The organism is Pigmentiphaga daeguensis, assembly GCF_039523035.1.
Lineage (GTDB): Bacteria > Pseudomonadota > Gammaproteobacteria > Burkholderiales > Burkholderiaceae_B > Pigmentiphaga > Pigmentiphaga daeguensis.
This window is the reverse complement of sequence record NZ_BAAAEN010000036.1, coordinates 22,331-45,534: the sequence shown is the minus strand read 5'-3', so window position 1 is coordinate 45,534 and position 23,204 is coordinate 22,331. Positions and strand designations below refer to the sequence as shown.

Below are 23,204 nucleotides of genomic sequence, written 5' to 3'. Positions count from 1 at the left end.
TGGCTTGCTCATGTTCCTCAATCAGGGCTTGCAAAACGGCACGAGCCATGAACAGGGGGTAGCGGCGGGAGTCTATATAATCGTCAGGGATGCGACAACTAGAGAACGCGCTAGCCCGTCGCATGACGATGGAGCTTTCGATGACTATCGCCATCGTCGCCGCAGCCGCGATCGGTGAGTTCTTCACTGCACTGGTGATCACGCTGTTCGTGCTGATTGCGGAGGTGCTGGAAGGCTTGACGGTCGGCCGTGGGCGCAAGGCGATCAGGGACCTGCTGGAGTTCTTGCCGCGCGAGGTGTCGGTGCGCAGGACGGGCGCCATCAAGACTGTCGCGGCCGAGGAACTGTCGGTGGGCGACGTGATTTTGGTTTCTCCCGGCGGCCGCCTTCCCGTCGATGGCGTCGTCGTCTCCGGCCACTCGTTCACCGACGAATCGCGCATTACCGGCGAATCGATGCCGGTTGAGAAGACCGAAGGCTCGCGCGTCTATGCCGGCGCGATCAACCAGTCGGGGGCACTGGAGATTCGCGCCGAACGCATCGGCCGAGATACGAGCTACGGCCGCATCATCGAGGCCGTGGAGCGCGCCGAGCGCTCGCGGGCGCCCGTGCAGCGGATGGCGGACCGGCTCGCCGGCTATCTGGTGTATTTCGCGCTGGGCGCTGCCGTGCTGACCTGGCTCATCACGCGCGACATGCGCGCGACCATCTCGGTGATCATTGTTGCCGGCGCGTGCGGCATCGCTGCCGGAACGCCGTTGGCGATCCTGGGCGGCATCGGCCGTTCAGCGCGACTGGGGGCCATCATCAAAGGCGGCGTCCATCTCGAAACACTGGGCAAGGTCGATACCGTTGTGCTCGACAAGACCGGCACGCTGACATACGGCCGGCCTGAGATCCAGTCCGTTTCGCCCGTGGAGGGCGTGTCGGCCGAGGAGCTACTCGATGCTGCGGCTACCGCCGAGATCCGCTCGGAGCATCCGCTTGGCAAGGCCATCCTGAGCCGCGTGAAAGCCGAAGGGCGTGAAGTTCGGGAGCCGGAGCACTTCGGCTATACGCCAGGTCGGGGCATCTCGGCGCGGCTGGGCGATGCCACGATCCTCGTCGGCAACCGCGCCTGGATGGCCGACAACGGTATCCACATGCCGCCGACTCGTGATCTCGGGGCGTGCACCGAGGTCGTGGTCGCGAGGGACGGACAACTTCTTGGCACCATCGACATCGCCGACACGATCAGGCCCGAGGCGAAGCGGGCCATCTCTGCGCTGGAGGCCATGGGCGTGCGGACGGTTCTGCTGACAGGCGACAACCATCAGGTCGCAACCGCCGTGGCCACCGAACTCGGCTTGAAGAACGTCGAAGCCGAATTGCTGCCCGAGGACAAGCTAGCCCGACTGGCCGACATGGTGAAAAAAGGGTGGACGGTGGCAATGGTCGGCGACGGCGTGAACGATGCGCCTGCGCTCGCTGAGGCGAGCGTTGGCGTTGCGATGGGGTCAGGCACCGATGTGGCACAGGAGAGTTCCGACATCGTGCTGCTGGGCAATGACCTGGCGTGCTTTGTGGACACGATGAAGGTGGCGCGCCGCACGCGCTCCATCATCTGGCAGAACTTTGTGGGCACGATCGGCATCGATCTGTTGGGCATTGCGCTGGCCGCGTTCGGATTGCTGGGCCCCCTGTTGGCCGCCTTCATTCACGTAGCCTCGGAGCTGACGTTCATCCTGAACTCGGCACGTCTGTTGCCGCAGGCACGGCGCAAGTCGCTCCCCTCGGCGGGCGGTGTTTCAGCGGAAGGGCCTGCCGACGTTGCCGCTGCTGGCCGCCACTGAGGCAATACGATGACAACTGCCTCCGCATCGGTCACCTGGGTTGGCGTCAGGGTGGCCTTGGGACGGGTGCGGTGTGCTCAGCACCGGGCTGGTGTCATTGCATTGGCTTCTGCGAGGCAGCAGTTCTAGCGCTGCCTCGTCGTAGTCCCCGATCTCCCGCCATGAACGCCTCCAGCATTGCGGGAGCGTAATCAGCTTGAACTCGATCAGCGTGAAAGCTGGATCTCCAGCACGAAGAAGCACGACACCACGACCAGCCACGCAAGGAGCAAATAAAAGGGGGGCAAAGCCCCCCTGGCAAAGTCAGATCACGTTCGGCGAAAGACATAACGCTATGCGCGTGGCCAGCCTTGATGCAGATCGTCCACGATCAGAGGATGGTGGTGCCGATTGGAGCCTGAATGTTCGCGCAGATGCGGATGATCCGGCGGTAGATCCGGGTGGTCGTGGGCGATATCGGACGGATCGCCCGCAGGCCATAGTCTTAGCGCAAGCACTACGCCGGCAAAGCCAATCAATGACATGACGATGAAGGTTGACTGTAGCCCGAAGGTAGCGCCGAAGCGCCCCGCCAACGGGTAGCAGATCAGCCAGCAGGCATGTGACAGCGCAAACTGCGCAGCAAATAGTGCAGGCCGATCCTCGGCATGGGCGGAACGGCGCAAAAGCCGACCGGAAGGCGTTTGCGCCACGCTGTAGCCGAAACCGATCACCAGCCAAAGCGGCAACAGCAGCACATAAGACGGAATCAGCGCTCCGACGGCCGTACCGATAACCAGCACCGCCGCTCCCGTGACCATGACAGGCCGATCCGCCAATTTGTTGAGCAGACCAGGCAGTGCAAATGCGGCGATCATCGAACCGCCCCCGAACGCTGCCAGCGCCCAAGCCACTTCCGCTTCACCAAGGCCGAAGCGCGCCTTCACGATGACCACCGTATTCACGATCACCATAGCGCCCGCTGCTGACACGGCGAGGTTGACTGCCAGTAGTCCCCGCAGCCGCGGCGTTGCAAGATAGAGGCGAGTGCCCCGCGTGGTGCGCTCCCAGATGCCGCGACGTGGGCCAGGTGTGGACGCGGGCAACACCACACTGACCACCAGCGCGGCCGAGACAAGAAAGCCAAACACCGTCCCGGCAAACAGGTTATGAAAACTGATGACGGTCAGCAGCGCAGCCGCCAGCATCGGGGAAACCAGGCTTTCAAGGTCGTATGCCAGCCGCGAGAGCGACAGCGCCTTCGTGTACTCCTCTTCGTCAGGCAGGATGTCTGGGATCGTCGCCTGAAAGGTCGGTGTGAATCCAGCGGAGGCTGCCTGCAACACGAAGATCAGCAGATAGATTTGCCAGACCTCGGTGACGAAAGGCAGACAGAGAGCCACGGCGGCTCGAACCAGGTCGAGGGCGACCAGCAGCGATCTACGCGGCAGGCGGTCAGCGAACGCCTGAGCGATCGGTGCGATGCCGACGTAAGCAAGCATCTTGATAGCCAGCGCCGTACCTAGCACGGCTCCGGCGTCCGCGCCCGCCAGGTCATAGGCGAGCAGGCCCAGCGCCACAGTCATGAGGCCGGTGCCGACGAGCGCGATCACCTGCGCGGCGAACAGGTGGCGATAGGTGCGGTTCTTAAGGACAGCGAGCATCAGTCGGCCTCAAAGGAGTTTGGCGAGTGCCTTCATTTCAGGCAGGGCGGAAGCTGCATCATGGTCAAGGCAATGATCGATGTGGTCGTGGATCAGCGCACGCTTTGCTGCCGTCACCGCGCTTTCTACCGCCGAGAGCTGGCGGGCAACATCGAGGCAAGGTTCCTCCGCCTCGATCATGCCGATGACATGCCGAAGGTGGCCTTCGGCACGCTTGAGCCGCTTCACCAGGTCGGGATGGCTGGTGTGTTTGTGTGATTCCATCATGTGAGAATTATATCCCCCCTGGGGGGATGCGTCTAACGACAACCGTGCCCTGTCACAGACGGAGCCAAGCGACAGCGCAGCAAAAAAAGCGCGCCGCCCTTGACGGGACGACGCACCAAGGTCAGCGCAGCGCGACTACCTCACCGCCGGCGCCGTCGTCGACTGCAATTGGTCGATCACACCTGGTTCTACGAACGCGCACAGTGGCTCGTCCTGCTGACCTGTCTCAGTCATGCTTGCGAAAGATATGGATTGTTCGGAGGCACCTCGGTGAACAACAGTGTGGGTTCTTTCAATAGATACCCGTGAAGGCGGCGAGACTTCCGTGGCCCAATAACTTCGCACGTCCAAATGTTCAGCCCGCTGGCCTGCTTCTTGTGCAGTCCCAGCTTCTCAAAACGCTTCTGCACCCATTGCCAATCTGACTGGTTTTCCTGCTTGGCCAGCGCACTCACCTGCGGGTGCTCCTGCGCATACCGCTGGAACACTCCGGGGCTGACCAGGTACGCGGTATCGCTCACGGTATGCACGAGCGCCTTTGCGTCGTTGATGATGAGCCGGCGGGAGGCGATGCCTTGTTGCAGCCATGCCATGAAATGCTCGGCGGACGGCTGCTCCGCCGAAGGCGTTGGCGTAGGTACAGGTGACGAACGCAGCGCAGCCGCCAAGGTTGGCGCGGGCGCTTCGAGGCATGCGGAAGGTTTCTCGCCCAAGGCGGCTTCCACATCCTGCCGCGGGGCCGGCGACTCGCCCATCCCCACCATCGTCAGCATGTCTTCCATCACATCGGGCACGAGCTGGGGCGAAGCAACCGGCGCTGTGCTAGCAGCTTCTTCCCGTGGCAGTGCCTCTTGGCTTGCCGGGGCGGCCTTCGCGTCAGCCGTGGCAAGGTGGGGCGGCGCATCGGCCTCCTTGTCCGCGGGGGCCGTGTCAGTCGCCACCGTCCCGGCGAACGGCGCCGGCCGCTCGCCAGGCTCCCAAATCAGCGCAGGCGCCAGTCGCAACAGGGTGAACGAGTGGGACCAGCCGGTCGCACTGATCACGGTCGCGCGCCAGATCGCCTTGCCATCGGACGTCGGCTGCAACATGCCGTGGTCCTGGAGCACGTTGAACACCGCGGTGTTGTTCGCGGGGATGCCATCGACCCCCTGGGACAGCAGGTGCGCGCGCAGCTTGTCCGATACCGTCTTGCTCACCAGCCACAGCGCGTCCTCGGTGAGCCAGCCATCGGAGGCTTCGGGCTGGTTCAGTTTCAGCTCTTCCTTGAGCAGGTAGCGCAGCCCGTTGACCAGCTTGCGTTGTAGCGAGTGCTTGGGCGCGGCCATGGCGCGCGCGGGGTCGCCGCCCAGCTCCTGGGCGACGGAGGCGCGGTCGGCCTGCACGACCAACTCGCCCAGCACCCCGGCGTGCTCGTACTGTCCGGCCAGGACGTAGAGCAGCGGCGCCCACAGGGACGGATAGCCGCTGAGCCAGTCCAGCAGATCGCGATCGAGCAATTGCCGGTAGAGCAAGCCTGTCGCGGCGCTATGGAGCCGGTACTCGCGGTCGTCGCGGTAGCGGAAGCGGTACGGTTGGCGCAGCGGGCCGTGCCACGGGTGCCAGGTGCTGCCATCGGCCAGTTCGACGTGCAGATCGACCGCCACCTTGCCGATGTCATGGAGCAATGCGGCATAGGCGACGGCCGCAGTCCATGCTTCGGCCTGCGCCGCCTGGTCTTCGGGACTGGCGCCGATGGGCAGCAGATGGGACTGCCGCAGCTTCAGGCTGTAGGCGACGATTTCGAGGCCATGGTCGAGCATGCCGCCCGGGTAGGCGTGGTGGTGCGCTTCGGAGGCCGGGAAAGCCTGGACCAGCTCGGCGTAGCGCTCCAGTGGAGTGCGGTACAGGCTGGCGAACTGCCTGCGCGAGAGCGACGTGCGCTGCCAGATGTGTTCCAGCAGCTTCTGCCGGCGCGGGGTGGCCAGCAGCGATGCGGCCGACTCCGGCCGCATCAACCCTTTCGGGAGGTCGGTGGCGGGGGCTGGCGACGGCGCGGCAGCGACCGGGGGCCGTTTTCGCTGGAACAGGGAGAGCATGTCGGTGTCCTGATGGCGGGCCGGGCGGGAGGCCTTTTGGCCTTTTCGGGGTAGGGCCTTTCCCCTTGCACCCCATTCCCTTGCCGTTTCGACCCTTTGGCCTTTAACCGTTTCGGTATAGCGGGGCTTGGGCTGCGGCTCCAGCGTCAATGGGGAACCCGCATTAATGGATTGGACGGCGACCCGGCACTGGCCGCGGCCTATGCTCCCAAGACGCTACCCCGCCAGGTAGGCTTTCACTCAGGCGACAAAGTTGACAAAAGCGACAAGGGCGACTAGAGTGAATCCTGTCTCAAACCTACCTGGGAGCTGACCATGCCCACTGCGATCGAATTCATTGCCGACCGGCTGCCGCGCGTCACGGTGGACGATGTGCGACGCTTCGCCGATACCGTCGAAATCCGGGATGCCCCGGCTTTCGCGGCCGAGTTGCAGGCGTTCATCCACGAGCGCGTCGAGGCGGTGACGCTGCCTGCCAACCTGGAAGGTGAAACGGTGGCGCAGGCCTTGCAGCGCAAGGCGGCCGCGCTGCGCGCCGACACGCGCTGGGCACCGGCTGAAACCGACGTCCAGAGAGGCCGCGCCGTGCTGCTGGAAGCCTTCAACCAGCCGGACAACCTGCCGCCTGCCGAGTTCGCCAAGCTGGCGGACAAGTCGCGCCAGCAAATCTACAAGGACATCCTCGCCCGTCGGCTGCTGGCGCTGAACGTGGGGCCGCGCGGCCAGAAGCTGCCCGACTGGCAGCTCGACCCGGTGAAGCAGCAGTTGACCCAAACCGTGCTCCAGGAGGTCGAGGGCATCGACCACTGGACGATCTACCGCGCGCTGTCTGAACCGCTCGAAGGCTTGGGCGGTCGCTCGCCGGTGGATGCGGTGACGCATGGCACGATCGATGACGTGGCCGAGGCCGTGTTCAACGTGCTGGGCGTGCAGGTGCATTGAAGCGAGATCGCCATGAGCCACGAGCTGCCTTCGTTCCTGATCGATGCCGGTGAACTGCTCCAGCATGTGAGCCGCGTCGTCTATCGGGGCAGCCCGCTGTACTATGGCCGCAGCAGCACGAATCGCTACGATGACCCGGCAGGGGCCTATGGCGTGCTCTACCTGGGGCGCGACCTGCCCACGGCGCTGATGGAGTCGGTGTTTCACAAGCACCAGTGGCTTGAAGACACGAAGCGCTCCATTGCCATGAAGGAAATCCAGGCCCGGATGGTGCGCGCAGTAGGCGTGCTGGACGACGTGCTTCTGGCCGATCTCACGGCGCCGGGCGTCATGGCGGGCTACTTCGGCCTGAACCTGGAGCAGTTGGCCAGCCGCGACTACACGCACACGCAGCAGGTGTCCGCCCAGGTGCATGCGATGCGCGGAAACGACGGCCAGCCCCTGTTTGACGGGGTGCTCTACCCGTCGCGCAACAACTACCCCGCCAAGAGCATCGCCTTGTTCGAGCGTGCGGGAGCCAAGGTCAGCGTTGTCGAGGACATCGACCTGGTTGACCATGTGGACTGGCCGCAGTTCGTTGCCACCTACCGCATCGGCGTGGAACCCGATCCCGGCCCGGTGGAGCCGGAGGACGAAGCGTCCTGAAGCAGCAAGAAAGCGCATTGAAGCCTCAAACCGAATGAATTGGAGCAAACTGGAATAGGCATTCCTCAACAGCAGGAGACGACCATGAACACGACGACCCGCACCAGCACCGCAGAACGCCTCGGCCGCGCCTTTGGCCGTGGATGGCGTGCCTATGCGCGCGGCGAACGGCGGGCGTCGAACTGGTTGGTATCCAAGGGTGTGCCGCGAGCAGGCGCTGTCGCGCTCGTGTGGGTGGTCAAGCTGGTCGCGCTCGGGGCGTTGCTGTACAGCACCTTCTGGCTGGCTCTGCTGCTGGTATGCGTCATGGTTGTTGCCTGGATGGCCCGTAACGCTGACCTGGGCGAGGAGTTGCCCGAGCCAGAATGGCGAAATGGACAGGCCGGGTTCGGCCTGTACACCTACGACGGTTTTCGCATTGATCCTCATGTCGAGGACGATTAGCAGTGATCACTTCTTCGACACTGCATTGATCGCGATACTTCCTCCCTTCCCACCGGCAGCCTTGGCATCTCCGGTGGCACCAGCGAGGCCTTGCAGCACGTTACCGGCGCGAACGCCCGCCCAAGCCAAAGCCATGATCCAGAAGGTAGGTAGCACGATGAACATCGTCCCCGTGATGAACATCAGTAGCATGTCGCCGAAGGCGTTGTTCAGCCCCACCAGCGGGTCGAAGTTGGTGTGCGGCCGGTTCCAGCCGAAGCCCCAGCCATAAAGCGCGTCCAGAATCGTCGAATCGATCCAGCGTGCGAGCTGGAACCAGAAATCCGTAAAAAACAATGCGAATTGCACGACGCTGACGGTGACGACCGTCTTCAGGTCGTAGGTGCCCACGACCAGCACCAGCGGGATGCAGATGACCAGTGCCATCTTCAGCAAGGCGAGCACCATGGGCAGGGATTGGCGCACGACATCCATGGCGGGAAACGCGGCAATCGCGCCGACTGCCATCCCGACGTCGCCCGTGGCGCGCGTCACGATGTTCGGCAGGGTCTTGTCGATCTGGCCGCCGTAGTCCGTATAGACGCTGCCCTGGTTCAGTTTCTGCTGCCGGGGTGACGCGATGGCGCGGATCACCGAATCGTCCACCTCGGCACGGCTCAGGAACCCAGCCCAGCCCGCCAGGCGGTTGAGCAGGCTCGGGTCCACCTGACCCAGCAGGCGTGCCCGCAGGCCGTTGCTGCCCTCTGACCACCACTGCCTGCAGGTCGGGTAGCCGCCACCATTGGCAACCTGCGCGAGGCCTGCATCGCGGGTGTCGTCGTAGGGCCATGCCTCGCGCGCCGTGCTGGAGCGGTAGCTGTCGTAGTAGCCACCCGTGTCCGTGAAAAAGCGCGAGCCGATCCAGGTCACGTCGTGCATCTGCTGCTCATCGAGATCCGGGCGCTGCATGAACAATTTGGCCCGCGCAGGCCCATAGCAATCCCGCGAGAAGTCCGCGACCTCCTGAGCGAGTACCGGGTCGTCAATGCGGGTCGCGTCGATCTCCATCCTCATCTGCCGCAGGTCCGTACCGCACGGGATCGCAGCCACCGAGGCGCTCGTGACCGCGCGCGAGAGCGCGTGCATGAAGGCCCACCAGACCGGCACCTTCGCCGACTGGTTGTTGATGGTGCTGAAGGACTGCGACCAGCCGGTTTCCGCGGGCTGCGGCACGCTGACCTGGCACTGGGCCGAGCGCGAACTGTCGTACTGGATGGTGCTGAGGTCCACGTCGATGAACGGAATGCCCGCGAACATCACCACCACGATCGCAACGAAGACCCGGTTCTCGATGCGCGCGGCAGAGAGCACCCCCTTGTTGCCCTCGTCAGCACCTTCCGCACGGGCCTTCAGCCACTCCTGCACGACGATGGCAACGAAAGGCAGCGCGAACACCCCGCTGGACACCAGCACGGCCCAGATGCCGTTGTTGACGATCCAGGACACGAGGGTGAGGTAGTACTCCAGATAGTCGGTCGTGAAGAGCGTCATAGCCCCGATCTCCCCTCAAGCGGCCTGCATCAACAGGCTGGCTTCCAGCGCGACGATGGCGACGACGCCGGCGACCTCGGTGCGGATCAGCCGGCGCCGCGCCTGCCCATCCGTCCCGCTTTGGTCTTCGCGGGCCAGCACCCGGCGGCGCATCCAGAACCATCCATAGGCCGTTGCCGCGTACACGCACAGCCGCCAGATGAAGAAATACCCTGCGGAGGCCGCCAGCCACCGTTCCCAGCCTGCAACGCTGCCGACCAGGTAGATGCCCGCGACGTTGGCCCCCACGGCAGCGGCAACGATCAGCACCAGCCACAGCAGCGTCTTCGCCGTGTGCCGACTGAACAACCAGCGCAGCGGCCGCCAGGCCATGCGCGCCGGGCTCATGGCCGACTCCCCGGATTGCCCTTCTGGAGCTGGTCGAGACGGTCCGGCACAGGATCGCCCTCGTAGATGCCGCGCGAGCCGGCCGCGCGCGTGCCGTGGCGCTGGATGATCGCCATGGGTGAGTTGTTCGCCAGCTCGCGCCGCAGTTCCAGTTCGGTCTTGAGGTTACGAATCTCACGGTCGAGCGTGTCGCTCTCGTGGTTCACGGCCGCCACGGCAAGCTCGTTCGCCGCGACGTTGGGCTCCTTCTTCCCCGTGAGCAGCGTGCGCTGCAGCAACAGCGCCTTCTCCAGCACGGATGCCAGCGCGACCTCGGACGCCAGGCGCTGCGACAGCAGGTGCTGGTCGGGCTCGTCGCGAAGCGCCTCGATCACGCCGCGCGTAATGGGCAGTGACGCGCTGCCGGCTTCGCGCAGGTTCTCGGGCGTCGTGTTCTTCGCCTTGGAGACGAGATCCTGGAGCGCCTGCAGCTTGGTGTCGTATTCCTCCTGGATCAGCGGCGTGAGCCCGACGCCGGGCGTCGTCTCGGTCTTGGTGCAGGCATCGCACGTGCGCTGCTCCTTCTCGCCAAGCACGCGCGTGGCCCACTCGACTGCGGCCTGCGGCGAGGTCCAGGTCTGGCATGAGAGGCTGCTGCAACTGGACGACGCGATGGACGAGGTGTCGGTCACGCCGCGGCCGTTGACCAGGTTGTAGCCGGCGCGGGTGACATCGCCGACGACCTTGATCGCGGGCTGGCCGGAGCCGCCCGCGTTGCTGCCCCCGACCCACGGCACGCCGTCATTGCCGCGGCGCGTCTCGGCCTGCTCGATGGCCGAGACCGCATCCGTGCTCGACACGGCATCGCGCAGCGCCAGGCCTTCGGCCATCTGGCTCCAGCCGAGCTGGCCGCCCGCCGTTTCGGCCATCTTCTCGGCCATGGCACGACACGTCAGCTTGGAGCGGTCGAAATCGAGTCGCGCCTGCAGCACGCCATTGGTGAGCAGGTTGTACAGACCGGGATCGGCCCGCTGGATGATCAGCGCGGGCAACGATGCCACCGCACTGGTGGCACTCTGGATCACCGACGACATGATTTGCTGGAAGCCGTTGGTGATGCCGTTGAGTTGATTCCTCAAGGTGGTCTGGATGCTCATGTCACCGCAGATCAAGTTGCTGTTCCAGCCCACGCCGACGCCGAGGGAGCGCATGCCGGCCGCACGTCCCATCGACACGGCGTTGCCGCCGCCGATCGAGTACATGACGTCATCGCCGATGACGCTGCCGCTGGTCTGGTATCCCAGTTGACCCCAGGCCACGCCGCTGCCCAGCGCGAGCGCGCCGGCCAGCGCCAGGACGATCTTCGTGCGGGGTGCCCGGCGGGAGAACGGATTGAATGCAGGACGGAAGTTCATGGCACCACCTCAGAGGAAATCGACGCTGCCCAGGAACACCTGGCCCCGGCGCTCGCAGCAGGCATACGGCCGCCACAGCGCCCATGCGTAGTCGCCTTGCTGCGCCTGGGTAAGGAAGCCGCTGCGCGGGAAGACCGTGCAGGACGAGGACAGGACGGGCGTGAGTTCTTGCCACTTGCCGGTGGAGGCATCGCCTTCCATCAGCGCGCCGGCCGGCCAGTAGCCGTCGCGGGAGTTGGCAAGCAACGGCTGATAGACGTGAATCTGCCTGCGGCGAGTGACCACATCGCCCGCACGTTGGGCCACCACTGCGCCGGCCTTGAAGTCGTCGGTCTGGTGCAGGAACCCGCCACGGGGATACACGTTGCCCCACAGGTTCATCGTGGTGCGTGCGCCGACCTCGCGCCGGCCCGGAATCAGCGCTTCCGGGTAGGCCATCTCGGGCACGTTGTAGCGCCAGGCCAGCGTATCCAGGGTACTGAGCAAGTACGGCATGAACGCCGTGCCCGCGCCTTCACAGAAGTAGCCCGACGACGAGACGAACTGGTTGAATACCTCGGCGCCGGGGTGGCCGATGACGTCCGCGTTCTTGAATTTGGCGAGGTTGTTTTCGTGGTCCTCGTTCGTCGTCCCGTCGCCACCTGCCTGGGCGGACGGATTGGACGTGCTCATCGCACGGACTTCGACCCAAGGGTTCTCGCCGGTGTTGCTGTAGCTAGAGACGACCGCATCGGGGATGTAGTGGCGCACCTTGACGGACGTGCGCACCGTGCAGCCCGTCCAGGTGCAGTAGAGCCAATAACAGATTCCGACGACCCGGTATTCGAGGCAGTCTGGCGATGCCACCGAGCCGACGATGGTGGCGGTGTTGACGGCGTAGCTGCCTGTGGCACAGAGCAGCAGCAACGAAGCGACGCCTACACGCATGCGGCGCAGCAGGTCGAGCGGGTGGCTCATGGTTGTGCCCTCCGGTACTGCTCGATGCGGGCCACGGCACGCACCACGTCCGGCTCGCCATAGACCACGTACCGCTGATCCACCACGACGGCCGGGAGGCTGGTAATGCCGAAGCTCCATGCGTCTGTGACGCCCTGGTATGCGATGGCGATGCGGCGTTGGAGGTCGGCGCCGCCGTAGCTCAGGCGGTCCCGCGCCAAGCTCTCCGCGCGCACTGGGTCGGCCGGTAGGCCTGACGCCAGTTCGGCCTCGATGCGCGCGGGCGCGTCCAGCAGGATCAGCCGATCGGCACGGCCGGTGACTGGATGCGCCTGATCGGTGATGACCCAGGTTTCAGCATGGAGCGTGCCGACGACGAGCAGCGTACCCAAGCCGGTGGCCGTCAGCCACGTCCGCTTGACGGAAAGGAGCGAAGGAAAATGGCGCATGGCATGCCACCCCGGAGTTCATGATTCCGGTAGTGCAGCGCAATGCCAGTGCCGAGGCGACAGGAAATAGGAACTGAGCCCTACCCGGTTTTCTCATTCGGTTCCGCTGACGTGTGGACAGAACATGGCTCCCCCGGACCGGGGAAGGCAGGTTGAAAAACCTCCCGACTCTCAGAGGCTCGGTCCGAGCTAGTACGCCGGCAGAATGCCTACGGTCATGGCTCGTATTGACCGCGCCGTCGCCGCTAGAGTCTGACGTATCCGACACAGCTCCCGGCAGGCCGAAAGCATGTTCGTGCGAAGTCCGGTCGTGGCGCCCAAAGTGGCTGACCGGCTCATCAACGCTTTAGCCCGCCACTACTGCCCAGGTTGCTCGGGTAGGCAGAAGTATGAGCAACAAGGCGGCAAGCCAGCGGCAAATGAAAATGGGTTAGCAGTAGTAGGGTGCACCTAAGGGAGCGGCAGGCTGAGAAATCGGCCTCTCTCGTTCGTCGGCTTGCGAACAGCGCCCGAGTGGAGGCTCGGGTGCCGCGAGACGCTCAGGCGCTTATATCAACCGCCGGAGAACAATTCGAGCCGAGCACGGCGAGCTTCCGGTGTCTCGTTGCGCATCTCGTCCAGTACCTGCTGACGGGTTTTCCGAGGCTCCGTGCTCTTGATGGGCAACGGCACGCCGCGTTGCAGCAGCGCAAGAGATCCATCCTTGCGCGCAGCTTCGACCTCGGCCAGCACTTGGGCGCGAGTTTTGGTGCTCTTGAAATGATCGGGGTGGTAGGTGAACCCTTCTTCCGTGGGTGCGGGATGCCATATCGAATTGGCCTGTGCTGCCATGGGCAGGGCCGTTGCGAAGACGACAGCCTGCAATGCGACGAGATGGGTGAGTTTCATTGCATGATCCTTTGCTGTGTGTGATATGAAAAAATCCACATGCCCGCAGGCATGCGCACAATGTAGGAAACTGCACCGAACGGAAGCACAACGTGAAGATGACAATCTGGACAGGTGGCGAAACGCCCGGGAAGAACCGGCAGGCCGTATGAAACTGCTTGTCGTGGAAGACGAAGCCAAGCTTGCGGACTACCTTCGCAAAGGGTTGGCGGAAGAAGGCTACGCAGTCGATGTGGCCACCAACGGAATTGATGGGCTTCACATGGCGTCGCTTGGAAACTACGACCTCATCATTCTCGACGCCATGTTGCCCGGAATCGATGGTTTCGGTCTGTTGGCCGCACTAAGGCAGAGCAAGCAGACGCCGGTGATCATGTTGACGGCACGCCAACGCATCGAGGATCGAGTGCGTGGACTGAAGACTGGGGCGGACGACTACCTTGTCAAACCCTTCGCCTTCTCTGAACTGGTCGCTCGTATCGAGGTTCTCTTGCGTCGCGCAGCCGGTACGAGCCCGGCGCCTGATGCCCTCGTTCTGGTTCTTGCGGACTTGCAAGTTGACTTGGCAAGGCGACGTGCGACCCGAGCCGGACAACGCATCGACTTGTCAGCAAAGGAATTCCAGCTCCTGACACTTCTTATACGCCGCAAGGGCCAGGTGTTATCGCGTACCGAAATCGCCGAGCAGGTGTGGGACGTGAACTTTGATTACGGTACGAATGTGATCGACGTTGCCGTTCGTCGGCTACGCAACAAGCTCGATCTGCCATTTGAGCGTCCGCTGTTGCATACGGTCCGAGGAATGGGCTACGTACTTGAAGAGCGGCAATCGTGAGGCTGCAGCGTACTGGTTCGTTGGGCGGCCGCCTCGCCCGCTGGCTTGCACTTCTGGCGCTGGTGGGGCTTACGCTGACCTGTTTTGGGGTCTACACCGTCACTGCGCTGAGTTTCCAAGAGCGTCAGACGGACACGCTTCGCCAGAAGCAGCTTCAGGTGAGCCACTTTGTTGAAGAGGTGGGCGGCGCGGACAACTCCGTGCTGACGCACAAGCTCGACGACGCCATGGTCGGCCAACCGAACATTGGCGTCACTCTCATTGATGCTGATGGTCGCGTGCTTTATGTCAATTCTGCCGGTCGCTTGCTCCACTCTGCCTCTGATGGCCGTGTTCCCAACACTGGCTCCAGTGTGGCAACGAATCAACGCACGATTGAGCAGAAATTCGAGATCACAACGGCCGCCATTCCCATTCAAGTGGTACTGAGCCTGGATGCCAGCGAAGACGACCTGGTACTCAAGCGCTTGGCACGAACACTGATCGCGGCTGCGCTCGCTGGAGCCTTGGTGATTGCAGCCGGTGGTTTCTTGCTGGTGCAGATTGGGCTCCGTCCGGTACGCAATCTTTCCGTCCGGATTCAGGCGCTGGAGGCTGATACCCTCCATCAGAAACTGGACGGCGCTGACCAGCCCGATGAATTGGTCCCGCTCGTGGGTCATGTCAACGGACTGCTGATGCGTTTGCGCAAAGCCTATGAGCAATTGGAGGCGTTCAACGCAGATGTTGCGCATGAATTGTTTACGCCTCTATCGACGCTAATGGGGAGCACCGAGGTCGCTCTACGCAAGGTGAGAGATGTCAACACGCTTAGGGATGTGCTGGGTGCGCACTTGGAAGATTTGCAGCGTATGTCGATGATCGTACAAGACATGCTTTTTCTGTCGCAGGCGGATCGAGGAGCGGAGGCCCGCCGAGTGAGGGTCGACAGCATGGCAGATGTTGCACGTGCGGTCATGGACTTGCACGATGCAGCCATTGAGGAAGCGGGCCTGCGGTTGCAAGTTGACGGCGACGCGACTTTGGCGGCGGATATTCGCCTGCTGCAACGCGCCATCTCGAACCTCATTAGCAATGCGACCCGGCATGCTCGCCCAAAGAGTACGGTGGTCATCAAGATTCTCAGGCAAGGCGACCAAGTGACTCTGTGCGTGGTGAACCAAGGTCACACGATCCCGATCCAGCACATACCCCATTTATTCAATCGCTTCTACCGAGTGGACGTCGCGCGGGCAGAAGCTGTTCGCAACCACGGGCTGGGCTTAGCCATCGTGGCCGCCATCGCCCGCATGCACGGTGGATGGACGGTGGCCGAGTCGAGCGACGAAACTACGTCTATCGGACTGGTTGTGCCTGACAAGGCTAATTCGTCTACTTCGTGCTTAGCGGCCGAAGACTGTTGAGCACGACAGGCGGGGTGGCCAAGGATCTTGGGCTACCTGGGCACTTCTCCAAAATCGTCGGTGGATGCTTCCGAGGAGTATGCGGGCGAAGTGACGTCAGCAGACAGCATGTCCATGGCCGAGAGCAAGGCATCTCCTTCGATCGGCCCCTGCAGCAGGATGGCCTGGCCCGTCTGGCGATCGAGCAGCCGCAGCGACGGCGTGGCGGTCACGCCGCTCTTGGTGGCTTCTGCGGCCTGGGAACGGATGGCCGCGTCTGGCCGCTCGCTTGCCATGCACTGCTCGACGGCCGGCGTCGATTCGGGATAGCGCAGGCCATCGGGCAGACCCTGGCCGTCGCTGCGCGTGTGGGCATAGACCCACTCGACGGCTTGCCAGAACGCGGCATGCCCGCCAGCTTCAGCGGCGCACTCTGCCAGACGTGCCTCGGCCGACGCGGCGGGCTCGTGTGCGGCCAGCGGCTGGTGATGCCATTGCAGCGCCACGTCGGCGCTACTGCCAACCCAGCGCTTGAGCTGCGGGAAGTACTCCCGGCAGAACGGGCATTCCAGGTCGGCATAGAGCGTCAGCGTGAAGCGGCCCTCCGGGTTGCCCATCTGCCAGGGCGGCCCGGAGGGCTGCGTCATGCTGACCGGCGCGGGCGACTGCGGCGGGGATTCGCCGGGCGACCGGGACACAAGCCAGATCAGCAGCAGCGCGACCAGCACCGCAGCCAATACCCAAGGCCAGCGGAGCCGCCGATTGCGGCGGGGGAACGCCTGGACCTGCATCGGGATGGAAGGACGTTTCGGTTCCATGGCGTTCTCCGGCTTACGACAGTTCCAGGGCCGGCGACTCGATGCCGCGCGCCTGGTCGATCTTCTCGGCGACCCGGAAGGCCGCCACCAGTTCGGTGCAGCCGTATTGCTGCATGAGCTGGTAGCGTTCGGCCTTCTCCTCGGGTTCTGTCTGTGCGAGGGCGAGGTACAGGCTCGGCGGCACGGCGCGGAACAGCACTTCCATGCTCTTGGAGAGGATGACGCCCTCGGTGAATTTCCCCGCCTCTTTGCGCGCTGAAAGCATCAGCGCCTTCTGCGCGGGCGAGAGTTCGCGGAACCGCGCGATCTTCTCGACTTCATCGGGCGGCATGCTGAGACAGATCCACCACTCGATCATGTTGAGCATGGGCTCTGCAGCGCGCGGCAAGTCGTCGATGTTCTGCGTTGCGAGCCAGAACCAGGCCCCCAACTTTCTCCACATTTTTGTAATTTTCACGACATAGGGCGCGAGCAGCGGGTTCTTCGTGATGATGTGCCCTTCGTCGGTGACGTTGATGATCGGGCGGCCCAGGTACTGGTCGCGCTCGGCGATGTTGTTCACCGTGCTGATCAGGCTGAAGTAGGCGATGGAGAGCTGGGCGTTGTAGCCCTCGCGGGCGTAGGTCGCCAGATCGACCAGGGTGATGTCGGCTTCGGGCCACGGCGTGCCGTCGCGGTCGAACATCTCGCCGTCCGTGCCTTGGCAGAACATATCCATCGCGTCCGCCATCTCCAACAGCCGCACGCGCCGCATCTCGGGCAGCGTCGGGTCCTGGCCACGGGTGCGCAGCGCGTTGCGCACGTCGCGCGTGAGAACGGTGCGCTTCTCGATACCACCTCCACCGTGGCAGTGCTCGGCGGCGTCGAGGATGCACTGCCGAATCAGCGAGCGGTCGGCCCGCGTCATCCGAGCTTCCTCCTTATCCTCGCCGCCCGTGATCATCAGCCGCGCCGTGATCTCCAGTTCGCCCAGCACGTCGCGCTGCTCGTCCGCCTCCATGGCCGAGGCGTCCGGGGGCAGGTCCTCGTCCAGCGCGTCGGCATCGAGGGTCTGTACGTCGCTCGGCGTTTCAATCAGCCGGCGCGCATCGGCGAACGGCGCGAGGCTGATGCCCGAGCCAGGGGCCAGCTTGACCCGGTTCACGGTCAGGCCCAGACGCTTGGCGAAATCGCTGAACAGGCCGAAGCTGTTGCCGGCCTCCACGATGAACAGCCGCGGCCGGTAGATGGCCGTGACCTGGTTCAAGAGGTTGTTGAGCGTCGCGGACTTCCCCGAGCCGGTGGGACCGAACAGGAACAGATGGGCGTTCATCTGCCGGTCCAGGCGGTTGAGTGGGTCGAACGTGATCGGTCCGCCGCCGCGGTTGAACATCGTGATGCCGGGGTGTCCCGTACCCTGGGCGCGGCCCCATACCGGCGACAGGTTCGCCGCGTGCTGGGCGAACATCAGTTGGGTGTACCACTGGCGCCGATCCGTGTCGGGGTTGTAGCAACACGGCAGCCATCGCAGATAGCTGTTGAGCGGCGCAACTTCATCGTCTTCGCGAACGGGCTGCAACCCTGCGTTGAGCATCACGTTGGCGAGGTCGAGCCCGCGCCGATCAAGCTCGGCGTCATCGCGTCCGCGCAAATAGAAGGCCAAGGTGCAGCGATACAGCTTGTGCGCGCTGCCGATCAGGGAGCGCGCCTCATGCACGTCCTTGAGGGTCTGCTCGGACGCCAAGGTCTCACCGACCGCCTTCTTTGCCAAGTGATTCAGGTGAGATTCGAGAACATCTTGGGGCGTCGCTACCATGGTCAAACACATGGTCGTGTCTTCGGGCATCTGGTCGAACAGCGTGTTGATTGCATCGCCCTTGCGGGTTTCACCTGTCAGGTGCCCAGTCCCGGGCGGCATGCGCAGCCGGTCGGTGATTAGCACACGGTGGGGCATGCTGTCGAAGTACCAGGTGCCGTGCGCCACGTCGGAGCGTGGCTGGCCGAAGAACAGCCGCTGGCTGAAATCCCGTCCGCTCGCCAGCTCGATTTCGCCGGCTTCGGTCTCGTCGGGGTAGCGCGCCAGTGCATAGAAGCGCTCCCGATCCTCGGCCCCAGGCCCGAGCAATGCGGGGCACGGATTGAACCACCGCAGCAGCCAGTCGTGGACGTCGGCCGCGGCCATGCGCCGTGCCTGGATACCGGCATTCGCGAGTCCGCCGCACAGGCGGTCGCAGACGATGTTCAGCATCTGCTCGGGCGTCTGACCGCGGCGGCTTGCTTGCCCGGTGGCACGGCGATAGACCACCATCCGCACGCGCCGCGTCTGGCCGCGCCAGCGCAGCCGCGTGACCACCGTGTCCTCAAAAAGCCCGCCCGGTTTGGCGACCGCGCGCAGGTGATGGCTGAAGAAGCGGAGATAGAACTCGGTGAAGGCCGTATCGCGGGCTCGCGGCTGCACGTAGTCGCGCAGGGTTTGCATGTACTGGTCGAAGCTGGGTTCATCCTGGGCGTAGAGCTGGAGCACCCAGGGGTTCTCGTCAAGTTCATCGAAGCTGTCTTGCAAGGCGTTTTCGAGCGCGTCGCGGGCGTGCGCCAGCCATCCGGGTTCCCGGCCCTCGGTGCCCAGAGGCACCAACTCGTAGAAGGCCGCCACCGACTGCCCGTCCTCCAGCAGCATGGATTTCGACTGCGGCAGGAACTCCACCCATGGCAGCAGTTCCGCGAACGACGGCGCGACGTCGTACAGTGCTTGCTCGTCGGCCACGGTCGCCGGCCTGCGGTCCTGGACCGCCGCTCCGGGTTCGGGGACGCCGGCCTGGCGCAAGGCCTCGACGTGGCGCTGCCAGCCGTCCGGCTGTTCGTCACCGCCAGCGCCGGGTGCGGTTAGCTTTGGCCAAGGGAGCTTCCAGCGCATCAGTAGTCCTCCGTCCTTTCACCTGGCATGGCGTACTGGACGCGCTGGTACAACGGAAAAACCGTCGTGTAGCCGGGCACGGGCACGGGGTCCGTGCCCGCCAAGTGCGGGTACACGTACATGACGAGATCGGGATTGGGCAAGCGCTGGAACTGGCGATAGACCTCGTTGCGCGCCGTGCGCGTGTAGCGCATCTGCTCGGCGGGCGCAGCCTGCACGTCAGCGTCGGTCAGCGGCCGGCGCAGGCTCTGGCGCGCGTCGAGCAGTTGCCTGCGCGCCAACTGGCCGGCATTGCCGCCGCCGCCGGCGTTCTGCTGCCAGATGTCCATCATCGTGCTGTCGCCGCGGGGCAATAGCTTTTCCTTATTGGTGGCGCAGCCGCCGAGCACCACGACGGCGAGGGCCAGCGCCAGGCCCTTAGTCAAGTTCGAGAGCATGGCTTTCTCCTGCGCGGTGATCGACCTTGCGGCCTTCGGGATCGAAGTCGATGGCGAGTGGCTTTTCGAGGTGAACGGCGACCTTGGCGCCGGGCTGGACATAGACGGCCGCGAATGCCTGGCCGTACAACTTGTTCACCCAGTCCGCCATGTCGCGCACGCCCCCGGCCATGATGCGGCCCACGGCCTCGTTGCCCGAGATGCCGACGCTGCCGATGGAGCCATCGGCACCCACGTAGGACATCTGGCCGCTGTTGCTCTTGATGAGCGAGGCCACGCCAGCGCCGGCAGCGGTGATCAGGGCTTGCGAGCCGAGATATTGCTGGGCGTTGCTGCGCCGATCTCCGCTGACACAAGGAATACCGTACGGATCGCTGATCCAGCCTAATCCGTTGCGCTGCTGGTTGTTCTGCTGGTTGCCTTCGCGGTCTTCGGGGATCGTGCGAATCGTGCCGTCGTTGAAGACGAACGTGATGCTGCGCACCTGGCCGCGCACGCACGAGAGCGTCCAGTCCCCAGAGGCCGTGCCGGAGAACACCGCGCCGGCCACGTCGGGAATGTCGATGCCATTGGCGGTGAGGTTGTCTGGGCCGACCAACACCTTGAACGGATACGGATCGTTGACGGTTCCGTCGATCGGCACCCGTCCGATCAGCGCCGTCATGGCGACCGACCCCATGAGCGTGGAGTTCGTCGGCACGGTGTAGACGGCTTTCGCGGTCTTGACTCCGGCAGCGCGAGCACCCGCGTTCTCCACGGTTTGCGCCGTGGTTTCCAACGTGCTCGGCGCGGGGCCGAAACTCGTCGGGAAGCTCATGCCGCTACCCGTGCCACGACTGCCGCTACGGCCCTCGGCCTTCTTAGCGTCGTCCGGTTCAACCCACCGCATGCCGCCCTCCATGCCTGCCTGGTCGCCATCGCGCAGCCCCAAGCCCACGGGCAGATCGGCATCGCCGCCGCCGCGCCCGCCGATGCTGTCCAGGCGCCGCTGCAGGTCGGCGAGCAGCCCTTCGGTCTGCTGGCGAGCGCTGGCTGCGTGCTCCTGGTCGCGGCGCAGATTGGAGCGCTCGGATTCGAGGGCCGAATTGATGCGCTGATCGATTGAGTTCTCGCGCTGGCGCAGCCGCTGGTTTTCTTCGCGCTGTGACCTGTTGTCGGACAGCGCGGACTGAAGTTCGGTGCGCAACTGCTTCACCTGCGCCACCAGGGTTGCCACGGTGTCGCGGGGGGTGTCGCCCTCGATGCCCAGTGCCTTCATTTCATCCCGCGTGAGCTTGGTGCCGGCATCCGCTGCTTGCGGTGCCGACGAGCCTCCACTGGAGAACAGCCGGATGGCAACGAACAGCACCAACAAGGCGACCGGGATCATCAGCCACTTGAGCAAGCCGTTACTGCGCATGGCGGGCCTCCTTGCCATCGTCGGCTTCCGCTTCCGGCTGCGGCAGGTGCGCAGCCGGGTCGAAGCGGTGGATCGCCGGCAGCAGCGATTGCGCGAGGCCGTGCCCGCGCGTCACCAGGTACAGGACGGTCGTGTCCTCGGGCGTCCCGCGGGGGCCGAGCGCTTCGTGCTGGAAGGTGGCGGTGAGGAAATCGCCTTGCAGCACGCGCGGGTCGAGCGTGACCCAGCCGCTGCTGCTGTTGGTCAGGCGCACGGCAGTGACCCACTGGTCTTCCAGCCGCCACGACGCGAGAGTGACCGCGCGCACGGGCAGCGTCGGCATCAGCGTGCCGAGGTCGAGGTCACGGCGCAGGTTCACCCGCATGACGCCCGGCAGTGGCTCCACGGTGCGCAGGGGCGCGTAGAGGTTCTGCGCGGCGAATCGTGTCAGGACGACCGAAACCGGGGTTTCGCGCCGCGCCGCATGAGTGCCTGTCTGATCCTGGGCGCGCGCCGGGGCCTCATCGGCACCGCCTGCCTGATCGCCATAGCGCGCCGGGGTGCTGCTGCCCTCGACAATGCGCACCGGCTCCAACTCGGCTTCGCCGTCCTTGGGCGGTTCGGCCGCGATGTCCAGCAGGATCAGCGCGCCCGTGTCGGCGTCCTGCAGTTGCAACCGCGTGGGCTCGATCGGCTCGCTGGCGCGCAGGTACACCGCGCCACCCGCGCTCTGCACGCGCAGGCGTTCGCCCACGCCTGCGGGCACGCCCACGCGGACGTTCCGGTCGATGAACACGATGCGCTCCTGGCCCACCTTCAGCGGCACCGCCAGCGGCATGCGTTCCCAGCGCAGAATCTCCACAGCATGGGAGACGGGTGCCGCGGCCGCGGCCAGCAGCCCCAGCAGCACGAGTGCAGGTTGCTTCATGGGGTGTTTCCTCCTTGGGGCGCTTGCGGAGACAGGCCGCCAGGCGCCGGGCGCGTCGGCTCCGGGGCGCTGATGCGCTGGGGCGCGCCGTCGTAGCAATCCAGTGCCAGGCCGAACGGGTTGCGGGCGGGATCAACGTCCACCCGCGTGACTTTCACCGGGTAGCGCACGAGCGCGCGCTTAACCTGCTCGGCGCCGTAGTACTCGTCGGCGGTGATGTCCAGCGTCACCACCCAGTCGCGGTCGGAGACCACGCGCACGCGCGCCGTGGGGTCGTCGCCGTAGCCGCGGCCGGGGATTTCATAAATCCCGCGCACGCGCTGGCGCAGTTCGCCCGTGCTGCGGCGGTAGTCGTAGTCCGCGCGCAGGAAGGCCTGGCAGGACGGGGTGAGGTACGGCGAGAGCGTATGGAGGTTGCGCGGGTAGTCCTCTTCGCCGTTCGTCGGCCAGCGGTTGAGGGTCTGGAACACGTAGAACGTGAACGCATAGACCGATTCGGGCGGCACTTCCCACCACTTGCGGGTACTGCCGGAGCGCAGGTCGGGCGGAACGTGGATGGTCAGGTCGCGCGGCGCGCTCCACCAGCCACCGCCCATGACCAGGGCGACGATGACCAGCGCGCCAGCACCCAGGCGAAGCGTCTTGATGTGCGCCTGCAGATGGGTGATCTCGTTCTTGAAGCGGCTCATCGTGCCCCCCTTGCAACAGACCTTCGGGTGGTCCAGAAGCCGGAGCGCGAGATCAGCACGTGGCCGCCTACCCAGCCCGCCATCAGCGGATGGCGCGTGGCGATGCGCCATTGCAGTTGCCGGTACAGCCAGGTATCGGGACGCCCGCGCTTGAGCCGGCGCAGGATGCCGCCGCCGATGAAGACGCCCAGGGCCACGCCCAGGACGACGAACGTCGGCGCGATGGCGATCGTGCGGAACACCCAGGACAGCGGCGCGCCGACCAGCAGGCCGGCGGCACCGGACAGGCCGCAGCAGATCCACAGCTCGTCGGCGGTGAGGCCGCGCACGACAACGGGGTGGCGGTTGAGCCGGTGCGGAAGGAACGTGACCGTCCCGTCCGCACGGACGTGCTGCTGCTCGGACATACCGG

22 protein-coding genes are annotated in these 23,204 nt (G+C 64.8%); 6 read left to right on the top strand and 16 right to left on the bottom strand.

What is annotated here, in order from left to right:
* The first annotated feature begins 89 nt into the window (after positions 1 to 89).
* Positions 90 to 1,832 carry a heavy metal translocating P-type ATPase gene (locus tag ABD104_RS27830; RefSeq protein WP_425543362.1) on the top strand — a complete coding sequence of 581 codons (1,743 nt, stop codon included), beginning with the start codon at positions 90 to 92 and terminating at the stop codon, positions 1,830 to 1,832.
* Between the two features lie 332 nt (positions 1,833 to 2,164).
* Here ABD104_RS27830 and ABD104_RS27825 read toward each other — a convergent pair whose 3' ends face one another.
* The 3 genes from ABD104_RS27825 to mobH all read right to left on the bottom strand — a co-directional run bounded on the left by ABD104_RS27825 (position 2,165) and on the right by mobH (position 5,817).
* Complete coding sequence (locus tag ABD104_RS27825; RefSeq protein ID WP_056930816.1) at positions 2,165 to 3,475, bottom strand: MFS transporter; 1,311 nt, start codon at positions 3,473 to 3,475, stop codon at positions 2,165 to 2,167.
* Positions 3,476 to 3,484: 9 nt separating this feature from the next.
* Positions 3,485 to 3,742 (bottom strand): metal-sensing transcriptional repressor, encoded by a 258-nt coding sequence (locus tag ABD104_RS27820; protein WP_082594919.1) that lies wholly within the window; start codon positions 3,740 to 3,742, stop codon positions 3,485 to 3,487.
* Between the two features lie 230 nt (positions 3,743 to 3,972).
* Positions 3,973 to 5,817: a MobH family relaxase gene (mobH, locus tag ABD104_RS27815; protein WP_056930815.1), complete on the bottom strand. Its 1,845-nt coding sequence runs from the start codon at positions 5,815 to 5,817 to the stop codon at positions 3,973 to 3,975.
* Positions 5,818 to 6,132: 315 nt separating this feature from the next.
* Here mobH and ABD104_RS27810 point away from each other — a divergent pair, with 315 nt between their 5' ends.
* The 3 genes from ABD104_RS27810 (at position 6,133) to ABD104_RS27800 (ending at position 7,848) form a co-directional block, all read left to right on the top strand.
* The gene (locus tag ABD104_RS27810; protein WP_056930814.1) at positions 6,133 to 6,759 is read left to right on the top strand and encodes a hypothetical protein; all 627 of its coding nucleotides are present in this window, start codon (positions 6,133 to 6,135) and stop codon (positions 6,757 to 6,759) included.
* Positions 6,760 to 6,771: 12 nt separating this feature from the next.
* Positions 6,772 to 7,404 (top strand): RES family NAD+ phosphorylase, encoded by a 633-nt coding sequence (locus ABD104_RS27805; RefSeq protein ID WP_343928632.1) that lies wholly within the window; start codon positions 6,772 to 6,774, stop codon positions 7,402 to 7,404.
* Between the two features lie 84 nt (positions 7,405 to 7,488).
* Complete coding sequence (locus ABD104_RS27800; RefSeq protein ID WP_056930813.1) at positions 7,489 to 7,848, top strand: DUF3742 family protein; 360 nt, start codon at positions 7,489 to 7,491, stop codon at positions 7,846 to 7,848.
* A gap of 6 nt (positions 7,849 to 7,854) precedes the next feature.
* Here the strand turns inward: ABD104_RS27800 and ABD104_RS27795 are convergent, their stop codons facing one another.
* From ABD104_RS27795 to ABD104_RS27770, 6 genes are all read right to left on the bottom strand, one after another.
* Positions 7,855 to 9,378 (bottom strand): conjugal transfer protein TraG N-terminal domain-containing protein, encoded by a 1,524-nt coding sequence (locus tag ABD104_RS27795; RefSeq protein ID WP_234265438.1) that lies wholly within the window; start codon positions 9,376 to 9,378, stop codon positions 7,855 to 7,857.
* Positions 9,379 to 9,393: 15 nt separating this feature from the next.
* Positions 9,394 to 9,765, bottom strand: coding sequence for a hypothetical protein (locus ABD104_RS27790; protein WP_343928631.1), 372 nt, complete (start codon positions 9,763 to 9,765; stop codon positions 9,394 to 9,396).
* A complete protein-coding gene (locus ABD104_RS27785) occupies positions 9,762 to 11,159 on the bottom strand; it encodes an integrating conjugative element protein (protein ID WP_343928630.1) in 1,398 nt (465 codons plus the stop codon). The genes ABD104_RS27790 and ABD104_RS27785 overlap by 4 nt, the downstream gene beginning before the upstream one ends.
* Positions 11,160 to 11,168: 9 nt before the next feature.
* Positions 11,169 to 12,116, bottom strand: coding sequence for a TIGR03756 family integrating conjugative element protein (locus ABD104_RS27780; RefSeq protein ID WP_343928629.1), 948 nt, complete (start codon positions 12,114 to 12,116; stop codon positions 11,169 to 11,171).
* Complete coding sequence (locus tag ABD104_RS27775; RefSeq protein WP_343928628.1) at positions 12,113 to 12,544, bottom strand: TIGR03757 family integrating conjugative element protein; 432 nt, start codon at positions 12,542 to 12,544, stop codon at positions 12,113 to 12,115. Before ABD104_RS27775 ends, ABD104_RS27780 begins: the two co-directional genes overlap by 4 nt.
* Positions 12,545 to 13,096: 552 nt before the next feature.
* A complete protein-coding gene (locus ABD104_RS27770) occupies positions 13,097 to 13,432 on the bottom strand; it encodes a DUF4148 domain-containing protein (protein WP_234265444.1) in 336 nt (111 codons plus the stop codon).
* A gap of 148 nt (positions 13,433 to 13,580) precedes the next feature.
* On the opposite strand from ABD104_RS27770, the gene ABD104_RS27765 reads away from it, so the two are divergent.
* The gene (locus ABD104_RS27765; RefSeq protein WP_343928627.1) at positions 13,581 to 14,267 is read left to right on the top strand and encodes a heavy metal response regulator transcription factor; all 687 of its coding nucleotides are present in this window, start codon (positions 13,581 to 13,583) and stop codon (positions 14,265 to 14,267) included.
* The gene (locus ABD104_RS27760; protein ID WP_343928626.1) at positions 14,264 to 15,670 is read left to right on the top strand and encodes a heavy metal sensor histidine kinase; all 1,407 of its coding nucleotides are present in this window, start codon (positions 14,264 to 14,266) and stop codon (positions 15,668 to 15,670) included. Before ABD104_RS27765 ends, ABD104_RS27760 begins: the two co-directional genes overlap by 4 nt.
* Positions 15,671 to 15,702: 32 nt before the next feature.
* Here ABD104_RS27760 and ABD104_RS27755 read toward each other — a convergent pair whose 3' ends face one another.
* From ABD104_RS27755 to ABD104_RS27725, 7 genes are read right to left on the bottom strand one after another with little or no spacing between them, the layout of a single operon-like run.
* On the bottom strand, positions 15,703 to 16,467 hold the full coding sequence (locus tag ABD104_RS27755) for a DsbA family protein (RefSeq protein ID WP_343928625.1): 765 nt from the start codon (positions 16,465 to 16,467) through the stop codon (positions 15,703 to 15,705).
* Positions 16,468 to 16,480: 13 nt separating this feature from the next.
* A complete protein-coding gene (locus tag ABD104_RS27750; RefSeq protein WP_343928624.1) occupies positions 16,481 to 19,360 on the bottom strand; it encodes a conjugative transfer ATPase in 2,880 nt (959 codons plus the stop codon).
* Entirely contained in the window at positions 19,360 to 19,797 is a 438-nt protein-coding gene (locus ABD104_RS27745) for a TIGR03751 family conjugal transfer lipoprotein (RefSeq protein WP_343928623.1), read from the bottom strand. The genes ABD104_RS27750 and ABD104_RS27745 overlap by 1 nt, the downstream gene beginning before the upstream one ends.
* A complete protein-coding gene (locus ABD104_RS27740; RefSeq protein ID WP_343928622.1) occupies positions 19,778 to 21,196 on the bottom strand; it encodes a TIGR03752 family integrating conjugative element protein in 1,419 nt (472 codons plus the stop codon). Before ABD104_RS27740 ends, ABD104_RS27745 begins: the two co-directional genes overlap by 20 nt.
* Complete coding sequence (locus ABD104_RS27735; RefSeq protein ID WP_343928621.1) at positions 21,186 to 22,103, bottom strand: TIGR03749 family integrating conjugative element protein; 918 nt, start codon at positions 22,101 to 22,103, stop codon at positions 21,186 to 21,188. Before ABD104_RS27735 ends, ABD104_RS27740 begins: the two co-directional genes overlap by 11 nt.
* On the bottom strand, positions 22,100 to 22,792 hold the full coding sequence (locus ABD104_RS27730; protein WP_003821110.1) for a PFL_4703 family integrating conjugative element protein: 693 nt from the start codon (positions 22,790 to 22,792) through the stop codon (positions 22,100 to 22,102). The genes ABD104_RS27735 and ABD104_RS27730 overlap by 4 nt, the downstream gene beginning before the upstream one ends.
* A complete protein-coding gene (locus tag ABD104_RS27725) occupies positions 22,789 to 23,199 on the bottom strand; it encodes a TIGR03750 family conjugal transfer protein (protein ID WP_343928620.1) in 411 nt (136 codons plus the stop codon). The genes ABD104_RS27730 and ABD104_RS27725 overlap by 4 nt, the downstream gene beginning before the upstream one ends.
* Between the last annotated feature and the right edge of the window lie 5 nt (positions 23,200 to 23,204).